This is a genomic window from Kitasatospora sp. NPDC088346 (assembly GCF_044740765.1).
GTDB lineage: Bacteria > Actinomycetota > Actinomycetes > Streptomycetales > Streptomycetaceae > Kitasatospora.
Genome location: NZ_JBIURH010000044.1, coordinates 23,537 through 47,895 on the forward strand (window position 1 = coordinate 23,537; position 24,359 = coordinate 47,895).

Genomic DNA, 24,359 nt, shown 5'->3' on the forward strand with positions numbered 1-24,359 from the left:
CCGCGGGGACGGGTCCACCGCGTCCCGGCACCGCCGGGTGTCATGCCGTCAGGTCGCGACGATGACGCTGCCGATGCTGACGGTGGCAACGCTCCAGACGGCGTTGCTCCAGTTGAACGGGGCGTCCATGCCCTCCAGCTCCTGCATGTCGAGCTCCAGGTCCTGCATGCCCAACTCCAGCTCCAGCGAGCCGTTGATGTTCTCCTGCACTGTGTTCACCTCCTCTCCCACGGTCGGGACGGTCGGGGTCGTCCGGTCCACGTCCGCACGCGGCGGTGGACCGGAAGTTCGTGGTGGAGCGGCCGCGACGGCCGCTCAGTGCGCCCCGGGCCCGGGTGCACGGACGGCGTCCCCCAGCACGGCGCGGACGTCACCGAGTGTCAGACCGCCCAGGGCGGGCAGTCCCGCCCCCCAGGCGCGGACCGTGCGCCGCGCGACGGCGTCCAGCTCCGCCGGGTCCGCCACCGGACGGTGCTCGACGCCCCAGTGCTCCAGCAGGGCGGCGATGCCGGCCGGCGGATCGGCGGGCAGCGGCCGGGGGGCGGCCGAACGCAGCCCCTCCCACAGCCGGGCGAGCCGTTCGGCCGAGCCGAGTCGCCGGTCACCGGCGGCCGTTCGCCGGAACAGCGGCGGGAGCAGCGCCGCGACGGCCGTCATCTTGCGGACGCCGAGGGCGGTGGACAGCTCGTTGGCGAGGTACCAGCCGCGCAGGGCGAACGGATCGCGGTCCAGTTGCAGCCAGTCGCTGTGGGTGAGGGCGCTGAGCCGGGCGAGCGCGCCGCGGACCTGGTCGTCCGGGCCGTCGGCGGCGGCCCGGTAGCCCAGGACGAGCAGTTGGGCGGCGACCGTCAGGGCGAGGGCGTCCTCGACCGGGGAGTCCCGGAGGTCGCCCGCGTAGACGCCGGCCACCCGGAACAGTGCCTCCAGGGCGCCTTCGACGACCAGTTCGGCGGGCAGCCCGGCGGTGGCCAGGGGGTCCAGCAGGGCGAGTTCCGGTGACAGCGAGCGGCCCGCCACCAGCCGCTTGCCCTGCGCGGTGTGCAGGCAGGCGACCCGGCTGACCTCCGCACCGGTGCCGATGGTGGTGGGGACGGCGAGCAGCGGCAGGGCCCGGGCGGCCTCCCCGGGCAGCAGGACCAGCCCGCTGCGCTGCGGGGCGGTCAGCCGGGGCAGCACTCCCGGGTCACCGGCCAGTGCGGTCGCCAGCTTCGCCTGGTCCAGCACGCTCCCCCCGCCGACGGCGGCGACCAGCCGGGCGGGGCCCTGCCGGAGGCGGTCGGCGAGTTCGACCACGCGGTCCAGGGCTCCCGGCCCGTCCAGGGGGATCACCTCGTGGACGGGCAGGGCCCCGGCGACCACCGAGGCGATCGCGCTCCCGGCGAGCCGGGCGTCCACGAGCAGCACGGTGGGAGTCCCGGACGCCTGCCGGGCCGCCCAGCCGGTGAACTCCGCCGTGCCGTGCAGCACGCGGGTGGGCTGCTGCCATCCGCCGGTCACCGGCCACCTCCCGCCGGTGTCCCGGAGGCGGCGAAGAACGCCCCGGCGCCGCGGACGACGCAGTCCAGCAGTTCGTCCAGGTCCTCGTCGGTGTAGGTGAGCGCGGGGATGAGCTGGATGCCCTGGGGGCCGGGGTGGACGATCGCGCCGGCCTCCCGGACGGCCGCGACCAGGCCGGCGACGTCCTCCGCCGACAGCGGTCCGCCGTCGGGGGCGCGGAAGCCGAGGTAGCGGAAGCAGCCGACGCCCTCGGTCACGTCCAGCCGGGGCAGCCGGTCGCGGAGGGACGCCAACTCCGTGTCCAGGCGGGCGGACAGGCGGTGGCTGAGGGCCTCCGCGTCCAGTCGCCGCATCTCCTCCAGCGTGGCCAGGATCGCCGCGCAGGTCGTCGGCGTGCCGGCCTGGGTCTCGGCGTGCACGAACACCGCGTCGGCGTCGCCGAAGGTCGCGTCGACCCCGTGGGCGACCAGGACCGCGGCGGCGGCGCAGGTGCCGTTGGTCAGCGCCTTGGAGAGGATCAGCAGGTCCGGTCGCCGGGGCCACCGGGTGGAGGCGAAGTAGGGGCCGGTGCGGGCGAAGCCGGTGGCGACCTCGTCGGCGACCAGCAGGAAGCCGTGCTGCTCGCGCAGGCGCAGCAGCGCCGCGAGGAACTCCTCGTCGAGGGGCACCGCTCCGTTGCCCAGCACCGGTTCGACGACCACGGCGGCGATCTGGGCGCCCTGGCGGGCGAACAGCGCGTCCAGCTCGTCGACCGCGTTGGGGGTGACGTGGCGGACCAGCCGCTGGTCCACCCCGTACATCTGCTGCCCCATGTCCCCGCCGGAGAGCGCGAAGCCGCCGAAGGTGAGGCCGTGGTAGCTCGTCCGGAGCCCGACGACCAGGGTGCGCCGCGGTTCGCCGCGCAGGGCGTGCAGCTGGCGGGCGAGCTTCATCGCCAGGTCGTTGGCCGCGCCGCCGGAGGTGGAGAACAGCACCCGGCCGTAGTGGTCGCGGCCGCACAGGTCGACCAGTGCCTCGGCGGCCCGGCGGGCGTAGCCGTTCTCGTAGCGGAACACGCCCAGGTAGGACGCGTCGCGGGCGGCCCGGGCGACGGCATCGGCAACGGCCTCGTTGCCGTACCCGAGGGCGGTGTTCCACAGGCCGCTGGATCCGCAGAGCAGTTCGCGGCCGTCCGCGAGGCGCACGCGCACCCCGCGGGCGGAGACCGCGCACAGGTCGTCACGGCCGTGCCGGCTCGGGGCGACCAGGGCGGGCCACAGGGCGCTCATGCGGCGACCTCCGCGACGAGCAGGACGTCGTGGTGGCGGCCGCCGGTCGGCGGAAGGGGCCGACGGTCCGTCAGGATCATTCCGGCATGGGCCAGTTCGGTCTCCAGCTGCGCCACCGGGAGGACCCCGATCCGGGTGGTGCACACCGTGATCGCCGGTGCCGCCGCCTCCAGGGGCTGCGGGAAGACCGTGACCGTGCGCACGTCGGCGCCCTCCGTCCAGTGTTCGTACAGGCGGTAGCGGGTGCCGTCGGAACCGTCGACGTCCATCACCTGCTCGGTGGTGGAGCTGCCGAAGTCCGCGACGTCCACCGCGGTGAGCAGGAACCTCCCGCCGGGGGCGAGGTGGCGGCGGACGCAGCGGTAGAGGCCGGCCCGGCCGGGCGCGTCCAGCAGCGAGACGGAGGTGGCGCCGAGCACGACCGCGCCGAACGTGCGGTCCAGGTCGAAGTCGCTCATGTCACCGGGAACGACCGTGCAGCGGTCGCGCCGTGCGGCGGGTACCGCCCGCAGGCGCTCCGTCAGGATCCGGATCATGCCCGGTGCCAGTTCGAGGGCGGTCAGCTCGCGCCCCAGGGTGAGCAGCGGCATCGTCAACCGGCCTGATCCGGCGGCCAGTTCGAGGATCGGGCCGACGGTGGGACGCAGCGCACCGACCAGCTCGCGCACTTCGAGCGGCGAGCTGCCGGCGATCGCGTGGTAGACCGGCGCGCCCTCCTCGTCGTACAGGTCGTGGAGGACGGCGCGGTCGCCGAGTTCGGCCAGCAGCGCGCCGGCCCGGCCGGGAACGGTGACCCGCTGGTCCGTGCTCACAGGACGACCCCCGCCCGCTCGAAGAACTGCCGCACCTTCAGGAGCCCGGCCGGCGGGGCGTGCTCGGCGGCCGCCTCGACGGATCCGCGGCAGAGCAGCAGTTCGGCGAGTTCGCCCGCGGCGTGGTTGAGTTCGAACAGCCGGGATCCCTCGGCGGTGTAGAGGTAGGCGGACTCGTCGGTCCACAGCACCAGGTGCCGGCCCGGCGTCCGGAGCGGTTCGGTGCGCTGGTTCTCCGGCCGCAGGCGTCCGCCGAAGCCGGAGACGCGCGCCCTCGGGATGCCGCGGGACCGCAGTTCGCGCAGCGCGTCCACGGCCGTCAGGTACTCGGCCAGCCACGGCCGGCCCGCCAGCTCCGCGGTGCGCCGCGCCTCGGGGACGGCGGTGGCGAGCGCGACGGCACAGGGGTGCCCGCCGGCGGCGTTGGCCCGCTGCCAGGCGGCCTCCAGGTCCTCCGGGCGGTCGCCCAGCCTCCCGAGCGCCGAACCGTACGGCGAGACCGACACCTCTCCGTCGGCCCGGACGTGCAGCCGGTGCCGCGGACCGGCTCCGTCCAGCGGCCCGCCGAGCCCCGGGAGATCCGCGACCAGCAGGGCGGGATTCGCCAGGAAATCGACGAATTCGCCCTTCTCACGAGCGGTGTCGGCGTCCCGGAGCCACACCTCGAAATCGGTTTCGTCGGCCAGGCGGACCAGCGTCGGCCCGATCACCGAAACGTACTCGCTGATGCTGTAATTCTGCACCTGGAGATAGAAGTCGTCCCCGAGGGAAGCCTCGGCGTCGCACGTGTGGAAGGACCCGCCGTAGCCGACGACATGGTCACCGGCGTCCATTCGGTCGCCCGGGGCGAAGATCCGGTGGTCGTGCTCTCCGGACTCCGTGCCGAGCATTTCCCGCACGTCCCCGACGTGCCGGGAATCCTCCAGGACAATGACCTGGCGCGGGCCCCGGACACCGGTGGCCCAGGCCATCAGATCGCGCATCTCACCGCTCATCGCGTCTCCTCCGTGCCACTCAGCGCAGTGACGATCGTCTTGATCTGGCGCATGGCCGCCTGCGGCCCTCCGATATTCGCGACACCGGTCACGTTGATGACCACTTCGTCCACGCCGGAATTCCAGAAGTCCCTGATCTGCTCCACGAGCCGGTCGGCGTCACCGGCCAGGAAGGCTCCGCCCGCGATCAGCGAGCGCGCGTTCTCCCGGGGGTCGTCGCCGCCGACGTCGATCCCGGCGCGCCGCAGCATGTCGGCGTAGTGCGGCGCCCGCATGTGCGGACCGCTGCCGGCCACCGCGACGGCCTCGGCGGTGTGATCGGGCAGCGGCAGCGCCATCGGCACCATCGCGACCACCCGGGGCACGGGGCGTCCCTCCGCCCCGGCGCCTTCGCGCAGGGCGGGGATCACCGTCTCCCGCAGGTAGGACGCGGGCGTCAGCCAGGTGATGGCGGCGTCCGCCACCCGGCCCGCCAGGCGTGCCATGCCCGGCCGCAGCACCCCCAGCCCGACCTGCACCTCCGGCGCGGGCGAGGGCGGAAGAGCGCCTTCGCAGTGGTAGTACGCGCCGTGGAAGTCGAACGTCCGGCCCCGCAGCAGTCCGCGGACGAGCGTGACGTACTCCTCGGCCGCCGTGAGCGGGCTGGCGTACGGCTCGCCGCGCATGGCGCGCTGCAGTGCGGGCCGGCCGGGACCGAAGCCCGCCAGCACCGGGTGCCCGGTGGCGAGCGCCAGCGAGCGGGCCTGCAGGGCCGCCTCGTAGGGGTGGCGCAGCGGCATGAGGCTGACCCCCAGCCCGGTCGGCACGCCGAATCCCGTACCCGCCGCGTGGGCGAACCCCTGGTGGGACTCGACCGCCAGCGACTGCCCCTGCCACAGGCGTGCGGCCCTGGTCCAGTGCACCAGCGCCGCGTACGGGGTCAGCTGTTCGGGCCGTCGCGGCACAAAGGGAACGAGGATCGAGAAGGATGGCACTGAATCACTCCGGGCATGACTGAATTACTCCGGGCAGGAAGAAACCGTCGGGCCGGTTCCGGGGGAACCGGTGATGACGGACGGCAGGGCGGCAATGCGAGGAATCCGTGCGGAATCGACCGACGGGCTTTTCAGCCGGTGTCGGTTCCGGGATTCGTCGGAGAAAGGATGCGCCGGGGCGGGAAGGACGGCCCACTGCCCTGCTGAATGAACGGCGAGGTATTCGTCATCCGCCTCGGCGGACGACCACCGGCCCGAAGTGTGCGGCAGTGCCGAATTCTGGTACGAGCTGCATCGGATAACCCCCGTGAACAGATGCATGCAAAACGATGATCACGACGTTAGCACACGCCTGCGATCATGATGGAACGTCGCCCGCCGACCTTGGCCCCATCTCTGGGATTCCTCCCCGAATCCGCCACATCGAGGCGGCGCCGACGGCTGCCGGCCGGGCACCCGGAGCGGAGGGCGAACGACAGTGGCAAGGAGAGAGCTCTCCTTGCCACTCTCAACGTATAGCGCCACGGGGGCCTTGCCGCAAGGCCCCCGTGACGGCGCAGAATCGTCGGCCTGCGCCACCCTCTGCGCGCCGCCCGACACCGTCGGGGGGCGGCGACCACAGTTGGGAGGCGCCGGTGGTCGGATCGGCCACCGCGGCGCGACGGGCAGGGCTGCCCCGGAGGTATCGCAGTGATCGAGCAGTACGTGTGGGATCTTCACGAGGTCGACGAGACGCAGGTCGCGGTCGTCGGCGGCAAGGGCGCGCAGCTGGGCGGGCTGAGGCGGATCGAGGGCGTCCGCGTGCCCGACGGCTTCTGCGTGACGACGCACGCGTTCCGGCGGATCGTGGCGCTGGCGCCGTCGCTCGACGCCCTGATCGACCGGCTGTCGCGCGTGGACCCGGACGACCGGGCGGCGACCGGCACGATCAGCGGCGAGATCCGCCGGACCATCGAAGCGGTCGCCGTCCCGGACGATCTCGCGGCGGCGATCACCGGCGCGCTCGCCCGGCTCGGCGAGCGGGCCGCCTGCGCCGTCCGGTCCAGCGCGACGGCGGAGGACCTGCCGACGGCCTCCTTCGCCGGCCAGCAGGACAGCTACCTGAACGTCGTCGGACCGGCGGCGGTCCTGCGGCACGTCAGCCGGTGCTGGGCCTCCCTGTTCACCGAGCGGGCCGTGACCTACCGCCGGCGCAACGGCATCGACCACCGCACGGTCCGGATGGCCGTGGTGGTGCAGCGGATGGTCCTCCCGGACGCGTCCGGCGTGCTGTTCACGGCCGACCCCGTCACGGGGGACCGGACGGTCGCCACCGTGGACGCCGGCCTCGGCCTCGGCGAGGCCCTGGTCTCCGGCCTGGTGAACCCGGACGTCCACACCGTGCGCCACGGCGAGGTCGTGGCCCGGACGATCGCCGCCAAGCAGCGGGCCGTGCGGGCCCGGCCGGGTGGCGGTGTGCACGAGGTGGACGTCGAACCGTGGCGGCAGGGGCAGCCGGCGCTGACGGAGGAGCAGGTCCTGCGGCTGGTAAGGATCGGGCGGCGGATCGAGGCGCACTTCGGCCGCCCGCAGGACATCGAATGGTGCCTGGTCGACGACGACTTCCGGATCGTCCAGAGCCGGCCGATCACGGCGCTGTTCCCCGTCCCCGAGGCCGGCGACGGGGAGAACCACGTCTACGTCTCGGTCGGCCACGGGCAGATGATGACCGACCCGATGCGGCCGCTCGGGCTGTCCATGTGGCAACTGACGGCCATGGTGCCGATGCACGAGGCCGGCGGGCGGCTGTTCGTCGACGTCACCCGGCGCCTGGCCTCGCCCGCGGGCCGGGCCGGCCTCCTGGACGTGATGGGGAGGAACGACCCGCTGATCAGGGACGCCCTGGAGACCGTCCTCGACCGCGACGGCTTCGTCCCGGCGCTCCCGGACGCGGGCCCCGCCGGGGCCGGGGACACCTCCGGCCCGGACGACACCGATCCGGCCGTCGTCGCCGAACTGGTCGAGCGCAGCCGGGCGTCGGTCGCCGCCCTGGAGCGTGACATCCGGACGAAGGCCGGCCCGGCGCTGTTCGACTTCCTGCTGGAGGCCTTCGAGGAGCACCGGCGGGTCCTCGGCGACCCGCTGAACCTCCGGGCGATCATGGCGGGGATGGAGGCCACCTGGTGGCTGAACGACCGGCTGGAGGAGTGGCTGGGCGAGAGGAACGCGGCCGACACGCTGACGCTGTCCGCCCCCGGCAACATCACGTCGGAGATGGGACTGGCGCTGCTCGACGTCGCGGACGTGATCCGCCCGCGGCCGGAGGTGGTGGCGTTCCTCCAGGGTGTCGAGGACGAGGGGTTCCTGGACGAGCTGGCGGAGCTCCCGGGCGGGACCGAGGCCCGCGACGCCCTGGAGGCCTACCTCGACCGGTACGGCATGCGCTGCGTCGGCGAGATCGACATCACCAGGCCGCGGTGGCGCGAGCGCCCCGACACGCTGGTGCCCGTGATCCTCGACAACGTCAGGAACTTCGGGCCGGGCGCCGCCGAACGGCGCTTCGAGCAGGGGCGGGAGAGGGCGTGGCAGAAGGAACAGGACGTGCTGTCGCGCCTGCGGGCCCTGCCGGACGGCGAGCGCAAGGCCGGCGAGACCAAGCGGATGATCGACCGGGTCAGGGCCTTCATCGGGTACCGGGAGTACCCGAAGTACGGCATCGTCAGCCGCTACTTCGTCTACCGGCGCGCCCTGCTGGAGGAGGCCGGGCGCCTGGTGCGGGCCGGTGTGATCCCCGAGCGGGAGGACGTCTTCTACCTCACCTTCCAGGAACTCCACGACGTGGTGCGCACGCACCGGGTGGACGAGGGGCTCGTCCGGCGGCGCAAGGACGCGTTCCGCTCGTACCACGCGCTCACCCCGCCGCGGGTGCTCACCTCGGACGGCGAGGCGGTCACCGGGTCGTACCGGCGCACGGACGTGCCGGCCGGCGCCCTGGCCGGTCTGCCGGTCTCCGCGGGGACCGTCGAGGGACGGGCCCGGGTCGTGCTCGACCTGGCGGAGGCCGATCTCGAAGCCGGCGACATCCTGGTCACGCGGTTCACGGACCCCAGCTGGTCGCCGCTGTTCGTCGCGGTCGCGGGCCTGGTGACGGAGGTGGGCGGCCTGATGACCCACGGAGCGGTGATCGCCCGGGAGTACGGCCTGCCGGCCGTCGTCGGCGTGGAACAGGCCACCCGGCTGATCCGGGACGGACAGCGGATCCGCGTGCACGGAACGGACGGGTACGTCGAGATCCTGGACTGACCGGCCGCACCGGGCGGCCCCGCCCAGGGCCGTCGCCCGCGGCCACCGCCGACATCGCGCCCGATGGTGTGCGACCGAATCCGTGCCCCACGACGTGAGGAGAGGTGATGGCACGTCAGGTGGACGCACGGAGCGAGGCTGATGGTGAGGACTGCGAGGCGCACGGCCGCCCTGCTGGCGGGTGGACTGTTCCTGTCGGGGGCGGTCGCCCCCGAGGCCGGTAGCACCGGGAACCGACCGGACGCCGCGGGGGCGACCGCCGCGCCCCCGGCGGCGCTCCCGTTCCCGGTTGCGCTCCCCGGGCCCACCGAGCCGCCGTGGGACGGCAAGGTGACCGTGCTGGGCGACGGCTCGACCTCCTACACCGGACCGCAACCGGGACCGAAGCCCGCCGAGCGGCTGAAGCCCGGCGAGAAGCCGCCGCAGTTCGTGGTGTTCTCCTGGGACGGCGCGCTGGAGAACGACGACCACCTGTTCTCCCGCTTCCGGAAGGCCGCCGAGCAGAACAACGCCCGGATGACCTTCTTCCTCAGCGGGATCTACCTGGTCCCGGCCGCCAAGCGCGGGCTCTACCGGCCGCCGCAGCACGCACCCGGCGCCGCCGCGATCGACTTCCCCACCGGACCCCACGTCCGGGAGACCCTGGAACAGCTGCGCCTGGCCTGGCTGGCCGGCAACGAGATCGGCACCCACTTCAACGGCCACTTCTGCGGGGACAAGGGCGGCGACCACTGGTCGACCGAGGAGTGGCGCAGCGAGATCGACCAGGCCTACTCGTTCGTGGAGAACTGGCGGACCAACACCGGCTTCAAGGACGTCGCCCCGCTGCCGTTCGACTACCGCAAGGAGCTGGTCGGCGGCCGGGCGCCGTGCCTGGAGGGGCAGAAGACCCTCCTACCGGCCGAGCAGGCGCTCGGCTGGCGCTACGACGCCAGCTCGCCCGGCGAATTCCAGGTCTGGCCGACCAAGCTGAACGGGGTGTGGAACTTCCCGCTCCAGATGATGCCGTACCCGCAGAGCGACAAGCAGGTCATGTCGATGGACTACAACTTCCTGCAACGGCAGTCCGGCGACAGCACCAACGGCAACTCCGCCAAGTACGAGACCTGGAGGAAGCAGACCAGGGAGGCGTACCTGAACGGTTTCGAGCGGGTCTACAACGGCAGCCGGGCACCGCTGTTCGTCGGGAACCACTTCGAGACCTGGAACGGAGGCATCTACATGCAGGCCGTCGAGGACGTGATGAAGGACGTCTGCCGGCGGGACGGCGTGCGCTGCGTCTCCTTCCGCGAGGTGGCGGACTGGATGGACGCCCAGGATCCGCAGGTGCTCGCCCGGCTGCGCCAGCTGGACCCGGCGCAGGTCCCGGACTGGCCCGCCCTCGTCCGGTAGCCGGTCGCCGGCCGGCCGGCCGCCGGTCAGCCGGTCGGCGCCGCCCGCTGGTAGCCGCTCCACACCGCGAGCGGCAGGCCGGTGGCGGACATCGCCGGCGCCCCGCCGCCGAGCCCGTCCAGGGGTTGCAGCACGAGCGTCTTCGGGTCCATCCGGAACACCACGACCGCCGTCGAGGTGGTGCCGTTGGTGCCGACGAACCAGCCGGCCGTGTTGCCCTGGGCCGCGCCCGCCGTGCCGGCGGCGGCCGGCGCGACGGCCTTCGCGCCGACCGCGCTGCCGCCCCGGACGGAGTCCGTCAGCGCGTCGGTGACCTCCGCGGCGACCTGCGGGCTGACCGCGGTCACGGCCGCCGGCAGCCGCAGGGGCAGCGCCGCGCCGCCCCGGGTGACCTTCAGCACCGAGTACGGGTCGGTGTGCCGGCCGCCGGCCGCGAAGGTGCTGTAGGCGCCGGCCAGTCGGATCGTGCTCGGCGTGGAGTTGCCGAGCGAGAAGGCCGGGACCAGCGGACCGGTGCTGACCGGCAGCAGCCCGAGGTCGAGCGCGGTCTGCCGGACCCTGTCCAGGCCGACATCCATGCCGAGCTGCATGATCGGGGAGTTCACCGCCTGGGCCACCGCGGTGCGCAGGGTGATCTTCCCCCATGACCTGCCGTCCGTGTTGCGGGCCTTGACGATCTTCCCGTCGCGTCCCCAGTACGGCCCCTCCGGCGTCATCACGTTCAGACCGTCGTCGCCGTCGTACAGGGTGCCGGGCCGCACCGGTGTCCGGTCCCCGTCGCGCCGGCGCTGGACGCCCTGCCCGAGCCCGGCGGCGTAGACCAGCGGGCCGAACACCGAACCGGCGGGCACGTTGGAGGTGTTGGCGTTGTTGAAGCCCGCCTTGAGGTAGTCGGGTCCGCCGTACAGGGCGAGGATCCGCCCGTCCGCGGCGACCGAGGAGGCGCCCACCCGGACGTCGCGGTCCTCGGCCCGGGCGGCGGGGTCCAGACCCGCGCTCGCCTGGACGACCGCCCGGGCCAGGGCGTCCGTCCGCGGCTTCTCGAAGGTGGTGTAGATCTGGTGGCCGCCCAGGTCGAACTGGGCCGGTGAGATGTCGGTGTGGCTCTCCACGTAGGAGCGGGCCACCTCGACCAGGTACCCCACCTGCCCGGCCAGCCCGGCCTGCGGCTCGGGGGTCTTCGGCTCGGGGAAGACGGTGTAGCCGGCCCGCTGCGCCGCGGTCAGCGCCCCGGTCTCCACCATCCGGTCCAGGATCCAGGACCAGCGCTCCACGGCCCGGTCGCGGGCGGCCGGACCGCCCGCCGGGTCGTACAGGCCGGCGCCCTTGAGCAGGGCCGCGAGCAGCGCGCCCTCGCTGGGGTCGAGCTCGGAGACGTCCTTGCCGTAGTAGGCGTGCGCGGCGCGCTGGATGCCGTAACTGCCACGGCCGAACCAGCTGGTGTTGAGGTAGCCGGCCAGGATCTCGTCCTTGCCGAGGTGCCGGTCGAGCTTGACGGCCAGCAGGATCTCGGTGAACTTCCGTGACAGCGTGCGGTCCTGGTTGAGATAGGCGTTCTTGACGTACTGCTGGGTGATGGTCGAGCCGCCCTGGGTGTCACCGCCGGAGACCGTCCGGTAGGCCGCCCGGGCGATGCCGCTGGGCGACACCCCGTGGTCGGTGTAGAAGGTGGCGTTCTCGGCGGCCAGCACGGCGGCCCGGACCTGCTCGGGCACCCTCTCCAGCGGGACGTCCTGGCGGTTGGTCAGGCCGGTGCGGGCCATCTCGGTGCCGTCCGCCCAGTAGTAGACGTTGTTCTGCTGGGTCGCGAAGGCGTTCAGGTCCTCGGGTATCCGGGTGCGCGCGTACGCGATGCCGATCACGGCCACCAGCCCGAGTGCCCCCGCCGCGGCCAGGACGAGCCACTGCCGCCAGGACGGCAGCCAGCGCCGGACGCCCCGCCGGCCGGAGCGCGGGTAGTCCCACGACAGCCGGACGGCCGGGCGGCGGCGACCCGGTCCTGCGGAGGCGGCCAGGGCGCGCGGGCGTGACGTCATCGCGGAGGACTCCATTCGTGGGCTGACTACCCGTCACGGAGGGGACGCTCCGGACCCGGCGGGAGGTCGCGGGACTACTGGTATCCACACAGACCGTTCGCCGGTCGTTCACCACTCCCACCCGTGGCGCGGCCCTCCCGCGCTCCCCCGGGCCCACCCGGGTCGGGCCATCCGACCAGGTCGGGCATACCGTAGGGCGGTATGCCGTTGTGTCGACGTCCTCGTCGTCGCCCACCGTCGACCCCATCGGCCACACTGGACCCCAGGACCCGCAGGAAGCGGGCCCGGGCACGTACGGGAGCAGGGAAGAGATGGCGGACGGCAGGGATCCCAGGCGTCCCCACGGCGAACTCGTCGCGGACGTGCTGGCCGTGCTCTGGGCGGCCCGGGAGCCCCTCACCCCCGGACAGGTCAACGACGCCCTCGGCGGCGCCCTGGCCAGGACCACCGTGACGACCATCCTCACCCGGCTCCACGAGAAGGGGACCCTGGACCGCCGCCGCGTCGGCCGCGGGTTCGCCTACTCCCCCGTGCACGACGCCGCCGGCCTCGCCGCCAACCGGATGCACCGCGAGCTGCACAGCGACCCGCGCCGCGAACTCGTCCTGGAACGCTTCGTCTCCTCGCTCTCCGAGGACGACGAGGACGTGCTGCGCCGCCTGCTGCGGACGGCGGAGGGCGAGGACACCCGATGAGCCTCCCGCTGACCCCGCTGGTGATGGTGCTGGTCGCGCTCGCCCTGCTCTGCCCCTGGGCCGCCGTCCCCGCGGCCCGGCGGCTCGCCGAGCTGCTGCCGCCGCGGGCCGCCGCGCTCACCCTCGCCGGTGCGGCCGGGGCGCTGGCCGGCGGCACCGTGCTCGCCCTGGGCGTCCTGGTCGGCGGCGGGCTGCTGCACCACCCGGCGCTGGCCGCCGACGGCCGGATGTCGCTGCCCTGGGTGGTGTCGACCTCCCCGGCCGCCGTGCCCGTCGCCGCGGGCGCCGGCCTCGCACTGCTGGTGGTCGCCGGCTGCGCGGCGCGCCTGTGGCACCGGCAGCGGGCGCTGCTCGCCCGCACCTGGCGGAGCGTCGAGCCGCACCCCGTCGGCGGGGACCTGACCGTCCTCCCGGAGGGGCCCGCCGACGCGTTCGCACTCCCCGGCCACGCCGGGCGGGCCGGCCGGGTCGTGGTGACCGCGGCCATGCTCCGGGCCCTCGACCGGGGCGAGCGGGACGTCCTGCTCGCCCACGAACGCGCCCACCTGGCCGGCCGCCACCACCTGCTCGCCCGGACCGCCCAGCTCGCCGCCGCCACCCACCCCGCCCTGCGCGGGCTGCGCCCGGCGCTCTCCTTCCACCTGGAGCGCTGGGCGGACGAGGACGCCGCCGCCACGGTCGGCAGCCGCCGGCTGGCCGCGACCGCCGTCGCCCGGGCGGCCCTGGCCGCCGCCGGCCCGGGCCGGCCGCCGAGCCTGCTGCTGGCGGTGGACACCGGCCCGGTGCCGCGCCGGGTCGACGCGCTGCTCGGCCCGGTCCCCCGGGCGCCGCGCCGCCGCACCGGGTGGCTGCTGGCCGGCGGTCTGCTGGCGGTCGTCGTCCTCTCGCTGACGCTCAGCCTCGGGTCCGCGTACGGGCTCCACGAGTACGTCGAGCAGGCCCAGGAGGTCAGCCGGATCCGCTGACCGGACCGGCCCCGGCCGCCTCGGTGCGCCGGGCCGGGCGGAGCGGACCGGGCGGCCCGGGCGGGCCGGCGACACGGGCCAGCAGCGGCAGGCACAGACCGAGCCAGGCCGCCGCGAGGAGCCACCCGCCGACCACGTCGAGCGGCCAGTGCACCCCCAGGTAGACCCGGGTGAGCCCGACGCCCACCGCTGCCGCGCCGAGCACCGCGAGGACCGGCACCGCCCGGGGCCGCCGCACGGCACGCAGCACCGCCCAGCCGAGCAGCCCCGCGGCGACCGCCGCCGTGAAGGCGTGGCCGGACGGGTAGGCGTGGCCGCTCGGGGAGGCCGCGACCCAGTCCGCCACCGGCGGGCGGGGCCGGCCGAACGCCCTCATCAGCCCGTTGCGGAGCGCCTGCCCGAGCGCCAGCGCGAGCACCGGGCCGAGCGCCGTGAGCAGGCGGTTGCGCGCCGCCGGGGAGTGCCGCAGGGCCAGCGGGCCGGCGGCGGCGGCCGCCAGGTAGGGCGGGACCCCGGTGCCCAGGTCGGTCAACAGGCCGGCCGCGGTGACCGCGGCCGACGGGCGGTGACCGACCGACCAGGAGTGCAGCCACCGCTCGGCGGCCGTCGGCGTCCAGCCGTGCACGGCCAGCAGCACCGTCAGCGCGGCGAACAGCAGCAGTGGGATCCCGGCCGCCAGGACGACGGTGCGGGCGGTGTTCCTGGGCTCGTCCGGGGCCGGCCCCGGCTGCCCGGTCACCCGCCGACCAGCGGGCGCAGCCGGCCGGCCCGCAGGTGCTCGACGGCGGGCCCGGCGAGCCGGGCCAGCCGGGCCGGCGCCAGGCCGAGCAGGGTGCCGACCAGCGCTCCGGCGAGGACGTCGTGCGGGTAGTGGACGCCGACGAAGACCCGGGAGACGCCCATCGCCGCCGCGGCCACGCCGGCGACGGCCGCGAGGCCCCGGTCGACCTGCCACAGCGCGGCCGCGGCGGCGAAGGCGATCACGGTGTGGTTGCTCGGCATCGACCAGTCGCCGGCCCCCGGACAGGCCTCCAGGGTGGCCCCGGCCGGCAGCACCCGGCAGGGCCGGGGTTCGCGCAGGACGGACTTCAGGGCCGTGTCGGCGGCGAAGACCGCCACCACCACGACGGGCGCGGCGAGCGCGGCGGCCATCACCGCGGACGGTCCCCGGCGGGCCCGCCACCAGGCGGCGGCCATCAGCAGGGCGAACAGCGCGAGCCCGTACGCGGACCAGTCGGCGACCAGCCGGCCGACGGGCGCGGGGGTGCGGTGGGCGAGGTCGGTGACGTCCAGGTAGAGCGAGCCGTCGATGCCCGACCCGTCGAGGGCGAGCCCGGTGCGGCTCACCGGTGGTCCGCCCGCGCGGCGCGGCGCGAGCGCAGCACCTCCAGCGCGAGCGGGAGCAGGGAGAGCGCGACGACGGCGGCGACCATCGGCAGCAGGTAGCGGTCGACGTTCGGGACGGAGGAGCCGAGGGCGTACCCGGCCATCACCAGGCCGACCGTCCACACCAGGCCGCCGACGGTCTGCCAGACGGTGAAGGTCCGGGTCGGCACGCCGAGGGCGCCGGCCAGCGGGTTCAGCACGGTGCGCACGACGGGGATGAACCGGGCCAGCACCACGGCCTTGGCGTGGCCGTAGCGGTTCAGCAGTTCCTCGCCACGGCGGGCGCCGTCGTGGAGCCGCCTGTTGCGCGAGCGCTCCAGCAGGGCTCGGCCGCCGCGACGGCCGATCAGGAATCCGGTCTGGGCGCCCAGCAGGGCGCCCGCCACCGAGGCGAGCAGCACCTGCGGGAGCGAGAGGTGGACGGTGCCGTCGACGCCGGGCACGCACAGCAGGCCGGCGGTGAAGAGCAGGGAGTCGCCCGGGAGGAAGAAGCCGATCAGCAGACCGGTCTCGGCGAAGAGCACGACCGCGATGCCGAGCGCCCCGAACGCTCCGAGCAGGGAGCTCGCGTCGAGAAGGTTCACGGCCAGCAGACCTGGTGGCTGGGGCATCGGTGGAAGCCTCTCTCCGGGGGCACGGTCGCGGGTCGCGCGGGTCGCACCCGACGTCCGTCTACAAAACTGTAGACAGTCTATGTCGCCATGGACGCCACCAGGGTCCGGTGGTTCCCCGCACGGCCGCCGGCGCCGGCTCTCAGCCCGGGCCGGCGGCCCGGGTCAGCCCCAGGTCGTAGGCGAAGATCACGGCCTGCACCCGGTCCCGGGCGCCGATCTTGGCCAGCACCCGCCCGACATGGGTCTTCACGGTGGACTCGGCGAGCACCAGCCGCTGCGCGATCTCGCCGTTGGTCCAGCCCTGGGCGATGGCGACGAGGATCTCGCGCTCCCGCTCGGTCAGCGCCCGCAGCCGCGGGTCGTCGGCCGGCTGCTGCCCCGGCGCGAGGACCGGCAGGTGGTGCGCGTACGCGTCCAGCAGCCTGCGGGTCAGGCCGGGGGCGATCACGGCGTCGCCGGAGGCGACCGCCCGGATGCCGGCCAGCAGCTCCTCCGGGAGCGCGTCCTTCAACAGGAAACCGCTGGCACCGGCCCGCAGGGCGGCGTGCGCGTACTCGTCCATGTCGAAGGTCGTCAGCACCAGGATACGGCAGCGACCGCCCGCGGCGACGATCCGCCGGGTCGCCTCGATGCCGTCCATACCGGGCATCCGGACGTCCATCAGGACGACGTCGGGGCGCAGTTCGGCGGCCCGGCGCACCGCGTCGGCGCCGTGCGCGGCCTCGCCGACCACGTCGGTCTCGGGCGAGCTCTCCAGCAGCATCCGGAAGCCGAACCGCTGGAGCGGCTGGTCGTCGACGATGAGCACCGTGGTCACGGGGTGGGGCCTCCGAGGTCGGCGGGCGGGGTGAGGGTGAGCAGCGCCTCGACGGTCCAGCCGCCGCCCGGCGCGGGGCCCGCGGTGACGGTACCGCCGTACAGCGCGGCGCGCTCCCGCATCCCGGCCAGGCCGTTGCCGGCGGGGTCGGCCGCGCGGACGGCCCCGGGGGCGCCGTCGGGCGGGCCGGTGTCCTGGACCAGGATGCCGACCCGCTCCCCGTCCATCGTGATCCGCAGCCGGGCCCTGGTCCGGCTGCCCGCGTGCTTGAGGGCGTTGGTCAGCCCCTCCTGGGCGATCCGGTAGACCGCGAGTTGGGCGCCGAGGTCGAGACTGTCGAGGTCGCCGGCGGTGCGGTAGGTGACCTGCGGCCCGGCGGCCCGGATCCGCTCGCACAGGTCGGCCAGGTCGGCGACGCCCGGCTGCGGCCGCAGCTCGGGCCCGGCGTGGTCCTCGCGCAGGACGCCGAGCATCCGGCGCATCTCACCGAGCGCCTCCCGGCCGGTGCCCGCGATCAGCCGCAGCGCCTCCCGGCCGCGGCCGGGATTGGTCTGGGCCGCGTACGCGCCGCCGTCGGCGAGGCCGATGATGACGGACAGGTTGTGCCCGATGATGTCGTGCATCTCGCGGGCCACCCGGGCCCGTTCGGCCGCGGCGGCCAGGGCGGTGCGCTGGTCCCGTTCGATCTCCAGGCGCACCGCCCGTTCCTGAAGGGCCGCGACGTGGGCCCGGCGGATCCGCAGCACCAGGCCGAGCGCCACCGACGCGGTCGCGGTGCTGCCCAGGAAGAACAGCGCGTCCCCGAAGGCCACCACGGTCGAGACCCGCAGCGCGACCAGGCCGAACGCGAGGGCCGTCACCGCGCAGGCCCAGGGCAGGTGCCGCAGCCGGCCGTGCAGCGCCAGGCTGTAGAGCGCGATCAGCAGCGCGACGTCGGCGCGCAGCCAGACCAGCGTGATCCACTGGGCCACGAAGACCGCCGCGATCACCCCGAAGGCCCGGGACGGCGCCCGGCGGCGCCACCACAGCGGCACCACCAGCGCGGCCTGGAAGGCCAGCATGCCGGCCTCCGGCAGCCGGGTGGTCCTGGGCCGCAGGCCGCGCGGGCCGCCACCGTGCACCAGGTCCGGCAGGCAGAACATCACGAAGACCGCGAGCACCACGGCGGTGTCCATCAGCCACGGGCGCTCCCGGTCGAGCCGGCGCAGGCGCTGTCCGGACGCCACCAGCCGGGCGACCAGCGGATGCCCCCAGAGCACCTCCATCCCCAGGGGTGGCGGCTGGGCTTGGGCCGCCGCGGTCGCGGTGTGCTGGGTCGTCACGGTCGTCACCCGTCCATGGTGGACGAGGACCGGCGGCCGACCGGCCGACCCGCCCGGTCCGAGGGCCGCCGGTCCCCGCGGGAGGCCGGAGGTCGGGCACCGCTCACGCGTCGGTGCGCAGCAGCCGCCAGGCCGCCCCGGCCAGGGCCAGCGCCGTCCAGGCGAGGAAGACCAGCATCCCGCCCAGCGGCGACAGGGTGCTCGCGGTGTGGTGCAGGGCGAACATCGACTCGCCCGCGGTGCCGGGCAGGTACGGGCCGATGTGGTCCTGCCACGAGGACGGCAGCAGGCTGACCAGGCCGGGGATCAGCATCAGCGAGGCGACCAGCACCGAGATGCCGCCCGCCACCGAGCGCAGCAGGGCGCCCAGGGCCGCGCCGATCACGCCGACCAGGGCCAGGTAGAACCCGGCACCGAGCAGGCTGCGCAGCACGCCCGGGTCGGTCAGGGTGAGCGCGGCGGGGGTGTCCGCGACGATGCGGCTGCCGACCAGGAACGCGGTGAACACGCCGGCCGTCCCGACCAGCAGGGCCACCAGCCCGTAGACCGCGGCCTTGGACCACAGCACCGGCAGGCGCCGGGGCACGGCCGCCAGCGTCGAGCGGATCATCCCGGTCGAGTACTCGCCGGCGGTGACCAGCACGCCGAGGACGCCCAGCGCCAACTGGCCGAAGTTCGTCCCGAAGAGGGACAGCTGGACGGCCGTGGCGCTGGCGAAGTCCCGGTCCATGTGGCCGCCCGAGGTCAGCCGGGACTTGTACTGCGCGGAGGCGATCAGGCCGAACGCCACCACGAACAGCAGCGCCAGGCCGAGCGTGATCCAGGTGGAGCGCAGCGACCAGAGCTTGGCCCACTCCGCGCGCAGGACGCGGCGCCCGGTCACCCGGTAGACCGGGCGCGCGGGCGGGACGGCGGACGGCTCGGCGGTGTGGATCGGGGCGATGGTGCTCATGCCGCCCTCCCGGGGGTCTCGGTGCCGGTGGTGCCGTGGTACTCGACGGCGTCCCTGGTCAGGTCCATGAACGCCTCCTCCAGGGACACGGCCCTGGCGGTCAGTTCGAACAGCGCGATGCCGTGCTCGGCGGCGGTCAGCCCGATCGTCCGGGCCGGCACGCCGGTCACCTGGAGCTCCTCGGAGCCGGCCCGACCGGTGATCTCCACCCCCGGGCCGGCGAGGAGCTCGCGCAGCCGGGCCGGGTCCGCACTGGCCACCCGGACGGTGTCGCCGCCGGCCCGGCGGACCAGTTCCTCGACCGTGGTGTCGGCCAGCAGCCGGCCGCGGCCGACGACGATCAGGTGGTCCGCGACCAGCGCCATCTCGCTCATCAGGTGCGAGGAGACGAAGACCGTACGGCCCTCGGCGGCGAGGCCGGTGAGCAGGTTGCGGATCCACCGCACGCCCTCGGGGTCGAGACCGTTCACCGGCTCGTCGAGCATGATCGTGGCCGGGTCGCCGAGCAGCGCGGCCGCGATCCCGAGCCGCTGGCCCATGCCGAGCGAGAACGCCCCGGCCCGCTTCTTCGCCACGCTCTGCAGCCCGGTCAGCCCGATCACCTCCTCGACCCGGCGGCGCGGGATGCCGTGGGTGAGCGCCTGGGCGTTCAGGTGGTCGAAGGCGGACCGTCCCGGATGGATCGACCGGGCCTCCAGCAGGGCGCCCACCTCCTGGAGCGGGGCGGAGTGCTCGGCGTAGCGGCGGCCGTTGACCGTGACGGATCCGCCGGTCGGGGCGTCCAGGCCGACGATCATCCGCATGGTGGTGGACTTCCCGGCACCGTTGGGGCCCAGGAAGCCGGTCACCGAGCCCGGGCGGACGGTGAAGTCCAGCCGGTCCACCGCCGTCTTCTCCCCGTACCGTTTCGTCAGCTGCTGCGCCTCGATCATCGACTCGTCCCTCGTCCCTCGTGCCCGGGCTCCGGCCGATCCGGCCGCCTCACCAGCAACGCTAAGCACCGAACCGCCACGGACCGTGGTACTCAGGGCGCGATGCTCCGCCGACCGGTGGTACCCGGGTACTACGCCGTCCGGCGACGACGGGACGCGGAGGGGGGCGGGGACGGCGACGGCCCCGGGTGAGCCGCCCTGGCCCGGAACCACCTCGTCTACACTGCCGTAGACGGCTGAGGGCGGTCGCCGCCCGCCCGGCGGGCCCGAGGAGCGGATGGAAGCCAGATGTACGACGGCCGGAAGGGATCATCGAGTCCCCTTCAGCAGACGGTCCATCTGCTGTCGACGGCCGGCCGGGCCGCCGAACGCGGGCTCACCGAACGGCTCGCCCGGCGCGGGATGTCGCGGGCGCACCTGTCGGTGCTGTCGGCCCTCGCCGAGCACGGCCCGCACGCCAGGCCCGACCTCGCCGCCACCCTCGGCCCCGACGCGGCGCAGGCGTCCGGGGTGGTCGACGACCTGCTGTCCGCGCGCCTGGTGGAGTCCTTCCACGTCCAGATCGGCGGCCGCCACGAGGTGGTGACCCTCACCCCCGCCGGGCGGGAGGCGCTGGATCGGCTGCACGCCGACGCCGCCGCCGTCCAGGACGGCCTGCTGGCGCCGCTGACCCGGGGTGAACGGGCCCAGCTGAACGCCCTGCTGCACCGGGTGTGCGCGCTGGCCGCCCGCACCGGGCCGGCCCCGTCCGTCCCGGCGCAGGGCCCCGGCCCGGGCCGGGGGCCGGACGGCCGTCCAGGCGAGCTCGACGAGGCTGTCCGCGTGCGCGCCGACCAGCGCGATGACCGGACCCCGGTCGGCCCGCAGGGCCATGACGCCGGCGGCGGTGTCGACGTCGAGGGCTGAGGTGACCTCGTCGCAGAGCAGCACGTCGGGCTCGGCAGCCAGGGCACGGGCCACCGAGACGCGCTGGCGCCGCCCGTCGCCACCATCCCCGGCGCAGTCCTCATGCTCCTCGCCGGCCGGGCCGCCACCCTCCTCGCCCTGTACGCCTCCGCCCGCCGCGGCCCGCAGCTCGCACCACTGCGCCGCCTGGGCACCCCGATCGCCGCCGCCCTCGCCGCCCACACCGCCGCCAACCGGCTCGTCCACGTCGTCTTCCAGGTGGCCGTCGGCCTGGCGCACCTGGCGGTGCCCCGGCTCGTCCTGCGGCCCTGCTTCGCCCCGGACGGCGTCGGCCTTCCGCGCGGCCTCGACGACACCGGGGGCGAATTCCGGATCACCCTCGTCGGGCACTGGCTCGTCGGCCTGCCCACCTGCCGGCCACCACCGCCGTCCTGCGGGATCCGGTGTCCCTACCGGCCCGGCGCCGCGCCGCGCGGCTCGATCCGGAAGTCGAAGGCGGCCGTCCCGGGGTCGACCGCCGACACCCCGCCGTCGACGGTGAGGGTCGCCCCGTTGACGAAGCTCGCCGCGGGCGAGAGCAGCCAGCCCACCACCTCGGCCACCTCCTCCGGGTCGCCGGCACGCCCGGCGGGGACGAGCCGGGTCGCCTCCCGGTACGCCGCGTCGCTGCCGTCCAGCCCTGCCTCGTCCGCGAACCGGGCCATCCGCCGGTCGGCCATCTCGGTCCGCACCCAGCCCGGGCACACCACGTTGGCCCGCAGCCCACGGTGGCCGTAGTCGACCGCCAGGGAGCGGCAGAGCTGCAACAGGCCGGCCTTGGAGGTCGCGTACGCGGCGTTGCCGGCGCCGTTGCGCAGCGCGGACACCGAGGCGACCGCGACCACCGAGCCGCCGGTCTCCAACAGGTGCGGCAGCGCCGCCCGTTGGAGCAGGAAGGGGCCGGTGAGGTTGGTCCGGATCACGGCGTCCCAGTCCTCGACGGACAGGTCCCCGACGGCGCCGCTGCGCCCGGTGCCGGCGTTCAGGACCAGCCCGTCGAGCCGTCCGTACGCCGACACCGCCGCGTCCACCAGGCCGCGGACGGCCTCCGGATCCGCGGTGTCCGAGGGGTGGGCCAGGGCGCCGGTCTCCGCCGCGACGCGGTGCAGCGGCTCGGGCCGCCGGCCGGAGACGACCACCCGGTGCCCTGCGGCGCACAGCAGCCGGGCGGTGGCCGCCCCGATGCCCGTCCCGCCGCCGGTGACGATGACAACTCGCTGATCAGCCATGGGGCTTTGGTCTCCAGAGCAGTCGTACACGGACCGTTCGATCATAACCACCGCCCTGACGGCCCGTCGCCGGACCCCGCCGGGCCGGCGACGGGCGCACGGGCACGGTTCCCGGGGCCCCCGTCCCCGGTTCACGTCCGCCGCGGCGGTGCCGATAGGTTCTGACCGGTCATCCGACGGGCGAGGGAGAGGGACTTTCCATGGCGGGGCAGCTGATCGGCGGACGCTACGAGCTGGTGGAGCGTCTGGGCTCCGGCGGGACGGGAACCGCCTGGGCGGCCCACGACCGGCGGGCCGACCGCGCCGTGACGCTCACGGTCGTCGCCGAGTCCGCGCTCGCCGCTGCGGATGCCGAGCGGTTCGAGGCCGAGGCCGGTGCCGCGGCCGCGCTGGCGGACCATCCCCGGCTCGCCGCCGTCCACGGGTTCGGCCGCGACGGCGGCGAGCTGTACGTGGTGACGGAGCCGGTGGCCGGGCGCACCCTGGACGAGGTCCTGGCCGCCGAGGGGGTGCCGGGAGCCGCCCGGGCCGTGGACTGGGCCCGGCAGATCTGCACCGGTCTGGCGGCGGCGCACGAGGGCGGCGTGGTCCACCACCACCTCACCCCGGCCGATGTGGTCCTCACCGAGGACGGGACGGTGCGGATCCTCGGTCTCGGTACCGCCAGCCTCCGGCCCGCCGGCGGGTCCGAGCCGACCGGCGGCGCCGACACCGGGCTGGGCCGCGTCCCCTGGATGTCGCCCGAGCAGGTGCGCGGCGACCAGGAGGCCGACCACCGCGGCGACCTGTACGCGGTCGGCTGCATCCTCTACCAACTGCTCACCGGCGCAACGCCGTTCGGGCACCGCGAGGTGACCGTGCAGTTCGGCGCGCACCTGCGGGAGGAGCCGGCCGCACCGAGCCTGCGCCGGGCGGGCGTCCCCGCCGGGCTGGACGACCTCGTACTGCACCTGCTGGCGAAGGCACCGCAGGAGCGGCCGGAGAGCGCCGCCGAGGTCGCGGCCCTGCTGGACGGGGTGGCGCGGCAGATCGCCGCGGGGCCCACCGCCCCGGCCGCCGCCGTGCCGCGCCCGGACGGCTTCCCCGCGGCGGCGTCCGCCGTTCCCGCACCGGCCCCCGTCGCCGCGGCAGTCACCGCCGCGCCCCTCGCGCCGCTGTCCGCCCGCACACCGTCGGGCGAGCCCATGGACACCCCGTTCGGCAACTTCGAGCCGGAGCCCTGGTGGCGCCGGCCCTCGGGCCGCCGGGCCGGCCTGGCCGCCGCCGGCAGCGCGCTCGCCCTGGCCCTGATCTCGGGGCTGGTCTGGGCGGTCGGCAGTCAGGGTGCCGGGGCCGACGGCGGCCGGCCGGCCGGCAGGGTGGACGCCGGCGGCCGGGTCATCGGCCCGGACGAGGCCGGCGCCATCCCGTTCGGCGCGGCCTCCGAGCAGGCGGCCGCCTCCGCCGCCGCCTCCGCCACGGCGTCCGCCACGGACCCGGCCGCCTCCGGGACGCCGACCGCCGCCACCTCGGCCGCCGGCACGCCCGGTACGCCCGGTGCGCCCGGTTCCGCCGCGACCGGCAAGGCCGGGACCGCGCCGGGCACCACTCCCGGCGCCACCCCGGGCGCCACCTCACCCGCCCCCGGCGGCCCGACGAGCGCCCCGGCCCCCAACCCGCCCGCCTCCCCCGCGACGGGCGCGGCGGCGTACGGCTGCAGCGGCGGGCTGATCGACAGCTACCCGGTCAGGACCGGCACCGGGGTCGTGTTCGGCTACTACTACCTCTACTTCGACGGCTCCACCGGCAACAACTGCGCGGCCACCATCAAGACCGCCAACAGCGGCTACGGCACGGCCTCCGCGGTCAAGGCCAGCATCAGCCGCTGCGCCAACACCGCGGCCTCCGACAGCTGTTCGCCGGTGGCGGGCACCACCGCCAACGACGAGGGCAGCTTCGCCAAGTTCGCCGGGCCGGTGAAGGTGAACGCGGCGGCGAAGTGCATCACCGGGTTCGGCAGCATCACCTGGAACGGCGTCACGGCCACCACCGCCGGCTCCCTCGGCAACCGGGCCGTGCACTGCGGCTGACCCGCCGAAGACCTGACCGCCGGAGACCTGACCCGCCGAACACCCGACCGACCGTCACCCGGGGTGCCCCGTAAAACCGGTACCCCGGACGGGGCGCCGTCCCTAGACTCGTCGTCGATCGCGCGCCGCGACCGTCAGGGTCGGCGCGCTCCGTGACGAGCGAGGGGAGAACGGCCG

21 protein-coding genes are annotated in these 24,359 nt (G+C 75.1%); 6 read left to right on the plus strand and 15 right to left on the minus strand.

Annotated elements, in window-relative coordinates:
* Nucleotides 1-48: 48 nt before the first annotated feature.
* The 6 genes from ACIOFR_RS33870 to ACIOFR_RS33895 form a co-directional block, all read right to left on the minus strand.
* Nucleotides 49-219, minus strand: a complete 171-nt coding sequence (locus tag ACIOFR_RS33870; protein WP_401003261.1) for a daptide-type RiPP — start codon at nucleotides 217-219, stop codon at nucleotides 49-51.
* 96 nt (nucleotides 220-315) lie between these two features.
* Nucleotides 316-1,497 carry a daptide-type RiPP biosynthesis dehydogenase gene (mpaC, locus tag ACIOFR_RS33875; protein ID WP_401003263.1) on the minus strand — a complete coding sequence of 394 codons (1,182 nt, stop codon included), beginning with the start codon at nucleotides 1,495-1,497 and terminating at the stop codon, nucleotides 316-318.
* A complete protein-coding gene (gene mpaD / locus ACIOFR_RS33880) occupies nucleotides 1,494-2,765 on the minus strand; it encodes a daptide-type RiPP biosynthesis aminotransferase (RefSeq protein ID WP_401003265.1) in 1,272 nt (423 codons plus the stop codon). Before mpaD ends, mpaC begins: the two co-directional genes overlap by 4 nt.
* Nucleotides 2,762-3,577 carry a daptide-type RiPP biosynthesis methyltransferase gene (gene mpaM / locus ACIOFR_RS33885; RefSeq protein ID WP_401003266.1) on the minus strand — a complete coding sequence of 272 codons (816 nt, stop codon included), beginning with the start codon at nucleotides 3,575-3,577 and terminating at the stop codon, nucleotides 2,762-2,764. Before mpaM ends, mpaD begins: the two co-directional genes overlap by 4 nt.
* Nucleotides 3,574-4,572 carry a daptide biosynthesis RiPP recognition protein gene (gene mpaB, locus ACIOFR_RS33890; protein WP_401003268.1) on the minus strand — a complete coding sequence of 333 codons (999 nt, stop codon included), beginning with the start codon at nucleotides 4,570-4,572 and terminating at the stop codon, nucleotides 3,574-3,576. The genes mpaM and mpaB overlap by 4 nt, the downstream gene beginning before the upstream one ends.
* Nucleotides 4,569-5,516, minus strand: coding sequence for an LLM class flavin-dependent oxidoreductase (locus ACIOFR_RS33895; RefSeq protein WP_401003270.1), 948 nt, complete (start codon nucleotides 5,514-5,516; stop codon nucleotides 4,569-4,571). The genes mpaB and ACIOFR_RS33895 overlap by 4 nt, the downstream gene beginning before the upstream one ends.
* 720 nt (nucleotides 5,517-6,236) lie before the next feature.
* On the opposite strand from ACIOFR_RS33895, the gene rph reads away from it, so the two are divergent.
* Together rph and ACIOFR_RS33905 are read left to right on the plus strand one after the other, a co-directional pair.
* Entirely contained in the window at nucleotides 6,237-8,828 is a 2,592-nt protein-coding gene (gene rph / locus ACIOFR_RS33900; RefSeq protein ID WP_401003272.1) for a rifamycin-inactivating phosphotransferase, read from the plus strand.
* Nucleotides 8,829-8,969: 141 nt separating this feature from the next.
* On the plus strand, nucleotides 8,970-10,220 hold the full coding sequence (locus ACIOFR_RS33905) for a hypothetical protein (protein ID WP_401003274.1): 1,251 nt from the start codon (nucleotides 8,970-8,972) through the stop codon (nucleotides 10,218-10,220).
* A gap of 26 nt (nucleotides 10,221-10,246) precedes the next feature.
* On the opposite strand, the gene ACIOFR_RS33910 is transcribed toward ACIOFR_RS33905, so the two are convergent.
* Nucleotides 10,247-12,256, minus strand: coding sequence for a transglycosylase domain-containing protein (locus tag ACIOFR_RS33910; RefSeq protein ID WP_401003276.1), 2,010 nt, complete (start codon nucleotides 12,254-12,256; stop codon nucleotides 10,247-10,249).
* Between the two features lie 311 nt (nucleotides 12,257-12,567).
* On the opposite strand from ACIOFR_RS33910, the gene ACIOFR_RS33915 reads away from it, so the two are divergent.
* Together ACIOFR_RS33915 and ACIOFR_RS33920 are read left to right on the plus strand one after the other, a co-directional pair.
* The gene (locus tag ACIOFR_RS33915; protein WP_401003278.1) at nucleotides 12,568-12,951 is read left to right on the plus strand and encodes a BlaI/MecI/CopY family transcriptional regulator; all 384 of its coding nucleotides are present in this window, start codon (nucleotides 12,568-12,570) and stop codon (nucleotides 12,949-12,951) included.
* Nucleotides 12,948-13,916 carry a M56 family metallopeptidase gene (locus ACIOFR_RS33920; protein ID WP_401003280.1) on the plus strand — a complete coding sequence of 323 codons (969 nt, stop codon included), beginning with the start codon at nucleotides 12,948-12,950 and terminating at the stop codon, nucleotides 13,914-13,916. Before ACIOFR_RS33915 ends, ACIOFR_RS33920 begins: the two co-directional genes overlap by 4 nt.
* On the opposite strand, the gene ACIOFR_RS33925 is transcribed toward ACIOFR_RS33920, so the two are convergent.
* From ACIOFR_RS33925 to ACIOFR_RS33955, 7 genes are all read right to left on the minus strand, one after another.
* Nucleotides 13,900-14,655, minus strand: coding sequence for a phosphatase PAP2 family protein (locus ACIOFR_RS33925; protein ID WP_401003282.1), 756 nt, complete (start codon nucleotides 14,653-14,655; stop codon nucleotides 13,900-13,902). The genes ACIOFR_RS33920 and ACIOFR_RS33925 overlap by 17 nt on opposite strands.
* Nucleotides 14,652-15,263: a phosphatase PAP2 family protein gene (locus ACIOFR_RS33930; protein ID WP_401003284.1), complete on the minus strand. Its 612-nt coding sequence runs from the start codon at nucleotides 15,261-15,263 to the stop codon at nucleotides 14,652-14,654. The genes ACIOFR_RS33925 and ACIOFR_RS33930 overlap by 4 nt, the downstream gene beginning before the upstream one ends.
* Nucleotides 15,260-15,913 (minus strand): DedA family protein, encoded by a 654-nt coding sequence (locus ACIOFR_RS33935; protein ID WP_401003286.1) that lies wholly within the window; start codon nucleotides 15,911-15,913, stop codon nucleotides 15,260-15,262. The genes ACIOFR_RS33930 and ACIOFR_RS33935 overlap by 4 nt, the downstream gene beginning before the upstream one ends.
* Before the next feature lie 142 nt (nucleotides 15,914-16,055).
* Nucleotides 16,056-16,733 carry a response regulator gene (locus tag ACIOFR_RS33940; RefSeq protein ID WP_401003288.1) on the minus strand — a complete coding sequence of 226 codons (678 nt, stop codon included), beginning with the start codon at nucleotides 16,731-16,733 and terminating at the stop codon, nucleotides 16,056-16,058.
* The gene (locus ACIOFR_RS33945) at nucleotides 16,730-17,998 is read right to left on the minus strand and encodes a sensor histidine kinase (RefSeq protein WP_401003315.1); all 1,269 of its coding nucleotides are present in this window, start codon (nucleotides 17,996-17,998) and stop codon (nucleotides 16,730-16,732) included. The genes ACIOFR_RS33940 and ACIOFR_RS33945 overlap by 4 nt, the downstream gene beginning before the upstream one ends.
* Nucleotides 17,999-18,158: 160 nt before the next feature.
* The gene (locus ACIOFR_RS33950; RefSeq protein WP_401003290.1) at nucleotides 18,159-19,007 is read right to left on the minus strand and encodes an ABC transporter permease; all 849 of its coding nucleotides are present in this window, start codon (nucleotides 19,005-19,007) and stop codon (nucleotides 18,159-18,161) included.
* Nucleotides 19,004-19,939: an ABC transporter ATP-binding protein gene (locus tag ACIOFR_RS33955; RefSeq protein ID WP_401003292.1), complete on the minus strand. Its 936-nt coding sequence runs from the start codon at nucleotides 19,937-19,939 to the stop codon at nucleotides 19,004-19,006. The genes ACIOFR_RS33950 and ACIOFR_RS33955 overlap by 4 nt, the downstream gene beginning before the upstream one ends.
* 288 nt (nucleotides 19,940-20,227) lie before the next feature.
* On the opposite strand from ACIOFR_RS33955, the gene ACIOFR_RS33960 reads away from it, so the two are divergent.
* Nucleotides 20,228-20,845, plus strand: a complete 618-nt coding sequence (locus ACIOFR_RS33960; RefSeq protein ID WP_401003293.1) for a MarR family winged helix-turn-helix transcriptional regulator — start codon at nucleotides 20,228-20,230, stop codon at nucleotides 20,843-20,845.
* Between the two features lie 449 nt (nucleotides 20,846-21,294).
* Here the strand turns inward: ACIOFR_RS33960 and ACIOFR_RS33965 are convergent, their stop codons facing one another.
* The gene (locus tag ACIOFR_RS33965) at nucleotides 21,295-22,113 is read right to left on the minus strand and encodes an SDR family NAD(P)-dependent oxidoreductase (protein WP_401003295.1); all 819 of its coding nucleotides are present in this window, start codon (nucleotides 22,111-22,113) and stop codon (nucleotides 21,295-21,297) included.
* A gap of 200 nt (nucleotides 22,114-22,313) precedes the next feature.
* Here ACIOFR_RS33965 and ACIOFR_RS33970 point away from each other — a divergent pair, with 200 nt between their 5' ends.
* Nucleotides 22,314-24,182, plus strand: coding sequence for a serine/threonine protein kinase (locus ACIOFR_RS33970; protein ID WP_401003296.1), 1,869 nt, complete (start codon nucleotides 22,314-22,316; stop codon nucleotides 24,180-24,182).
* The last annotated feature ends 177 nt before the right edge of the window (nucleotides 24,183-24,359 follow it).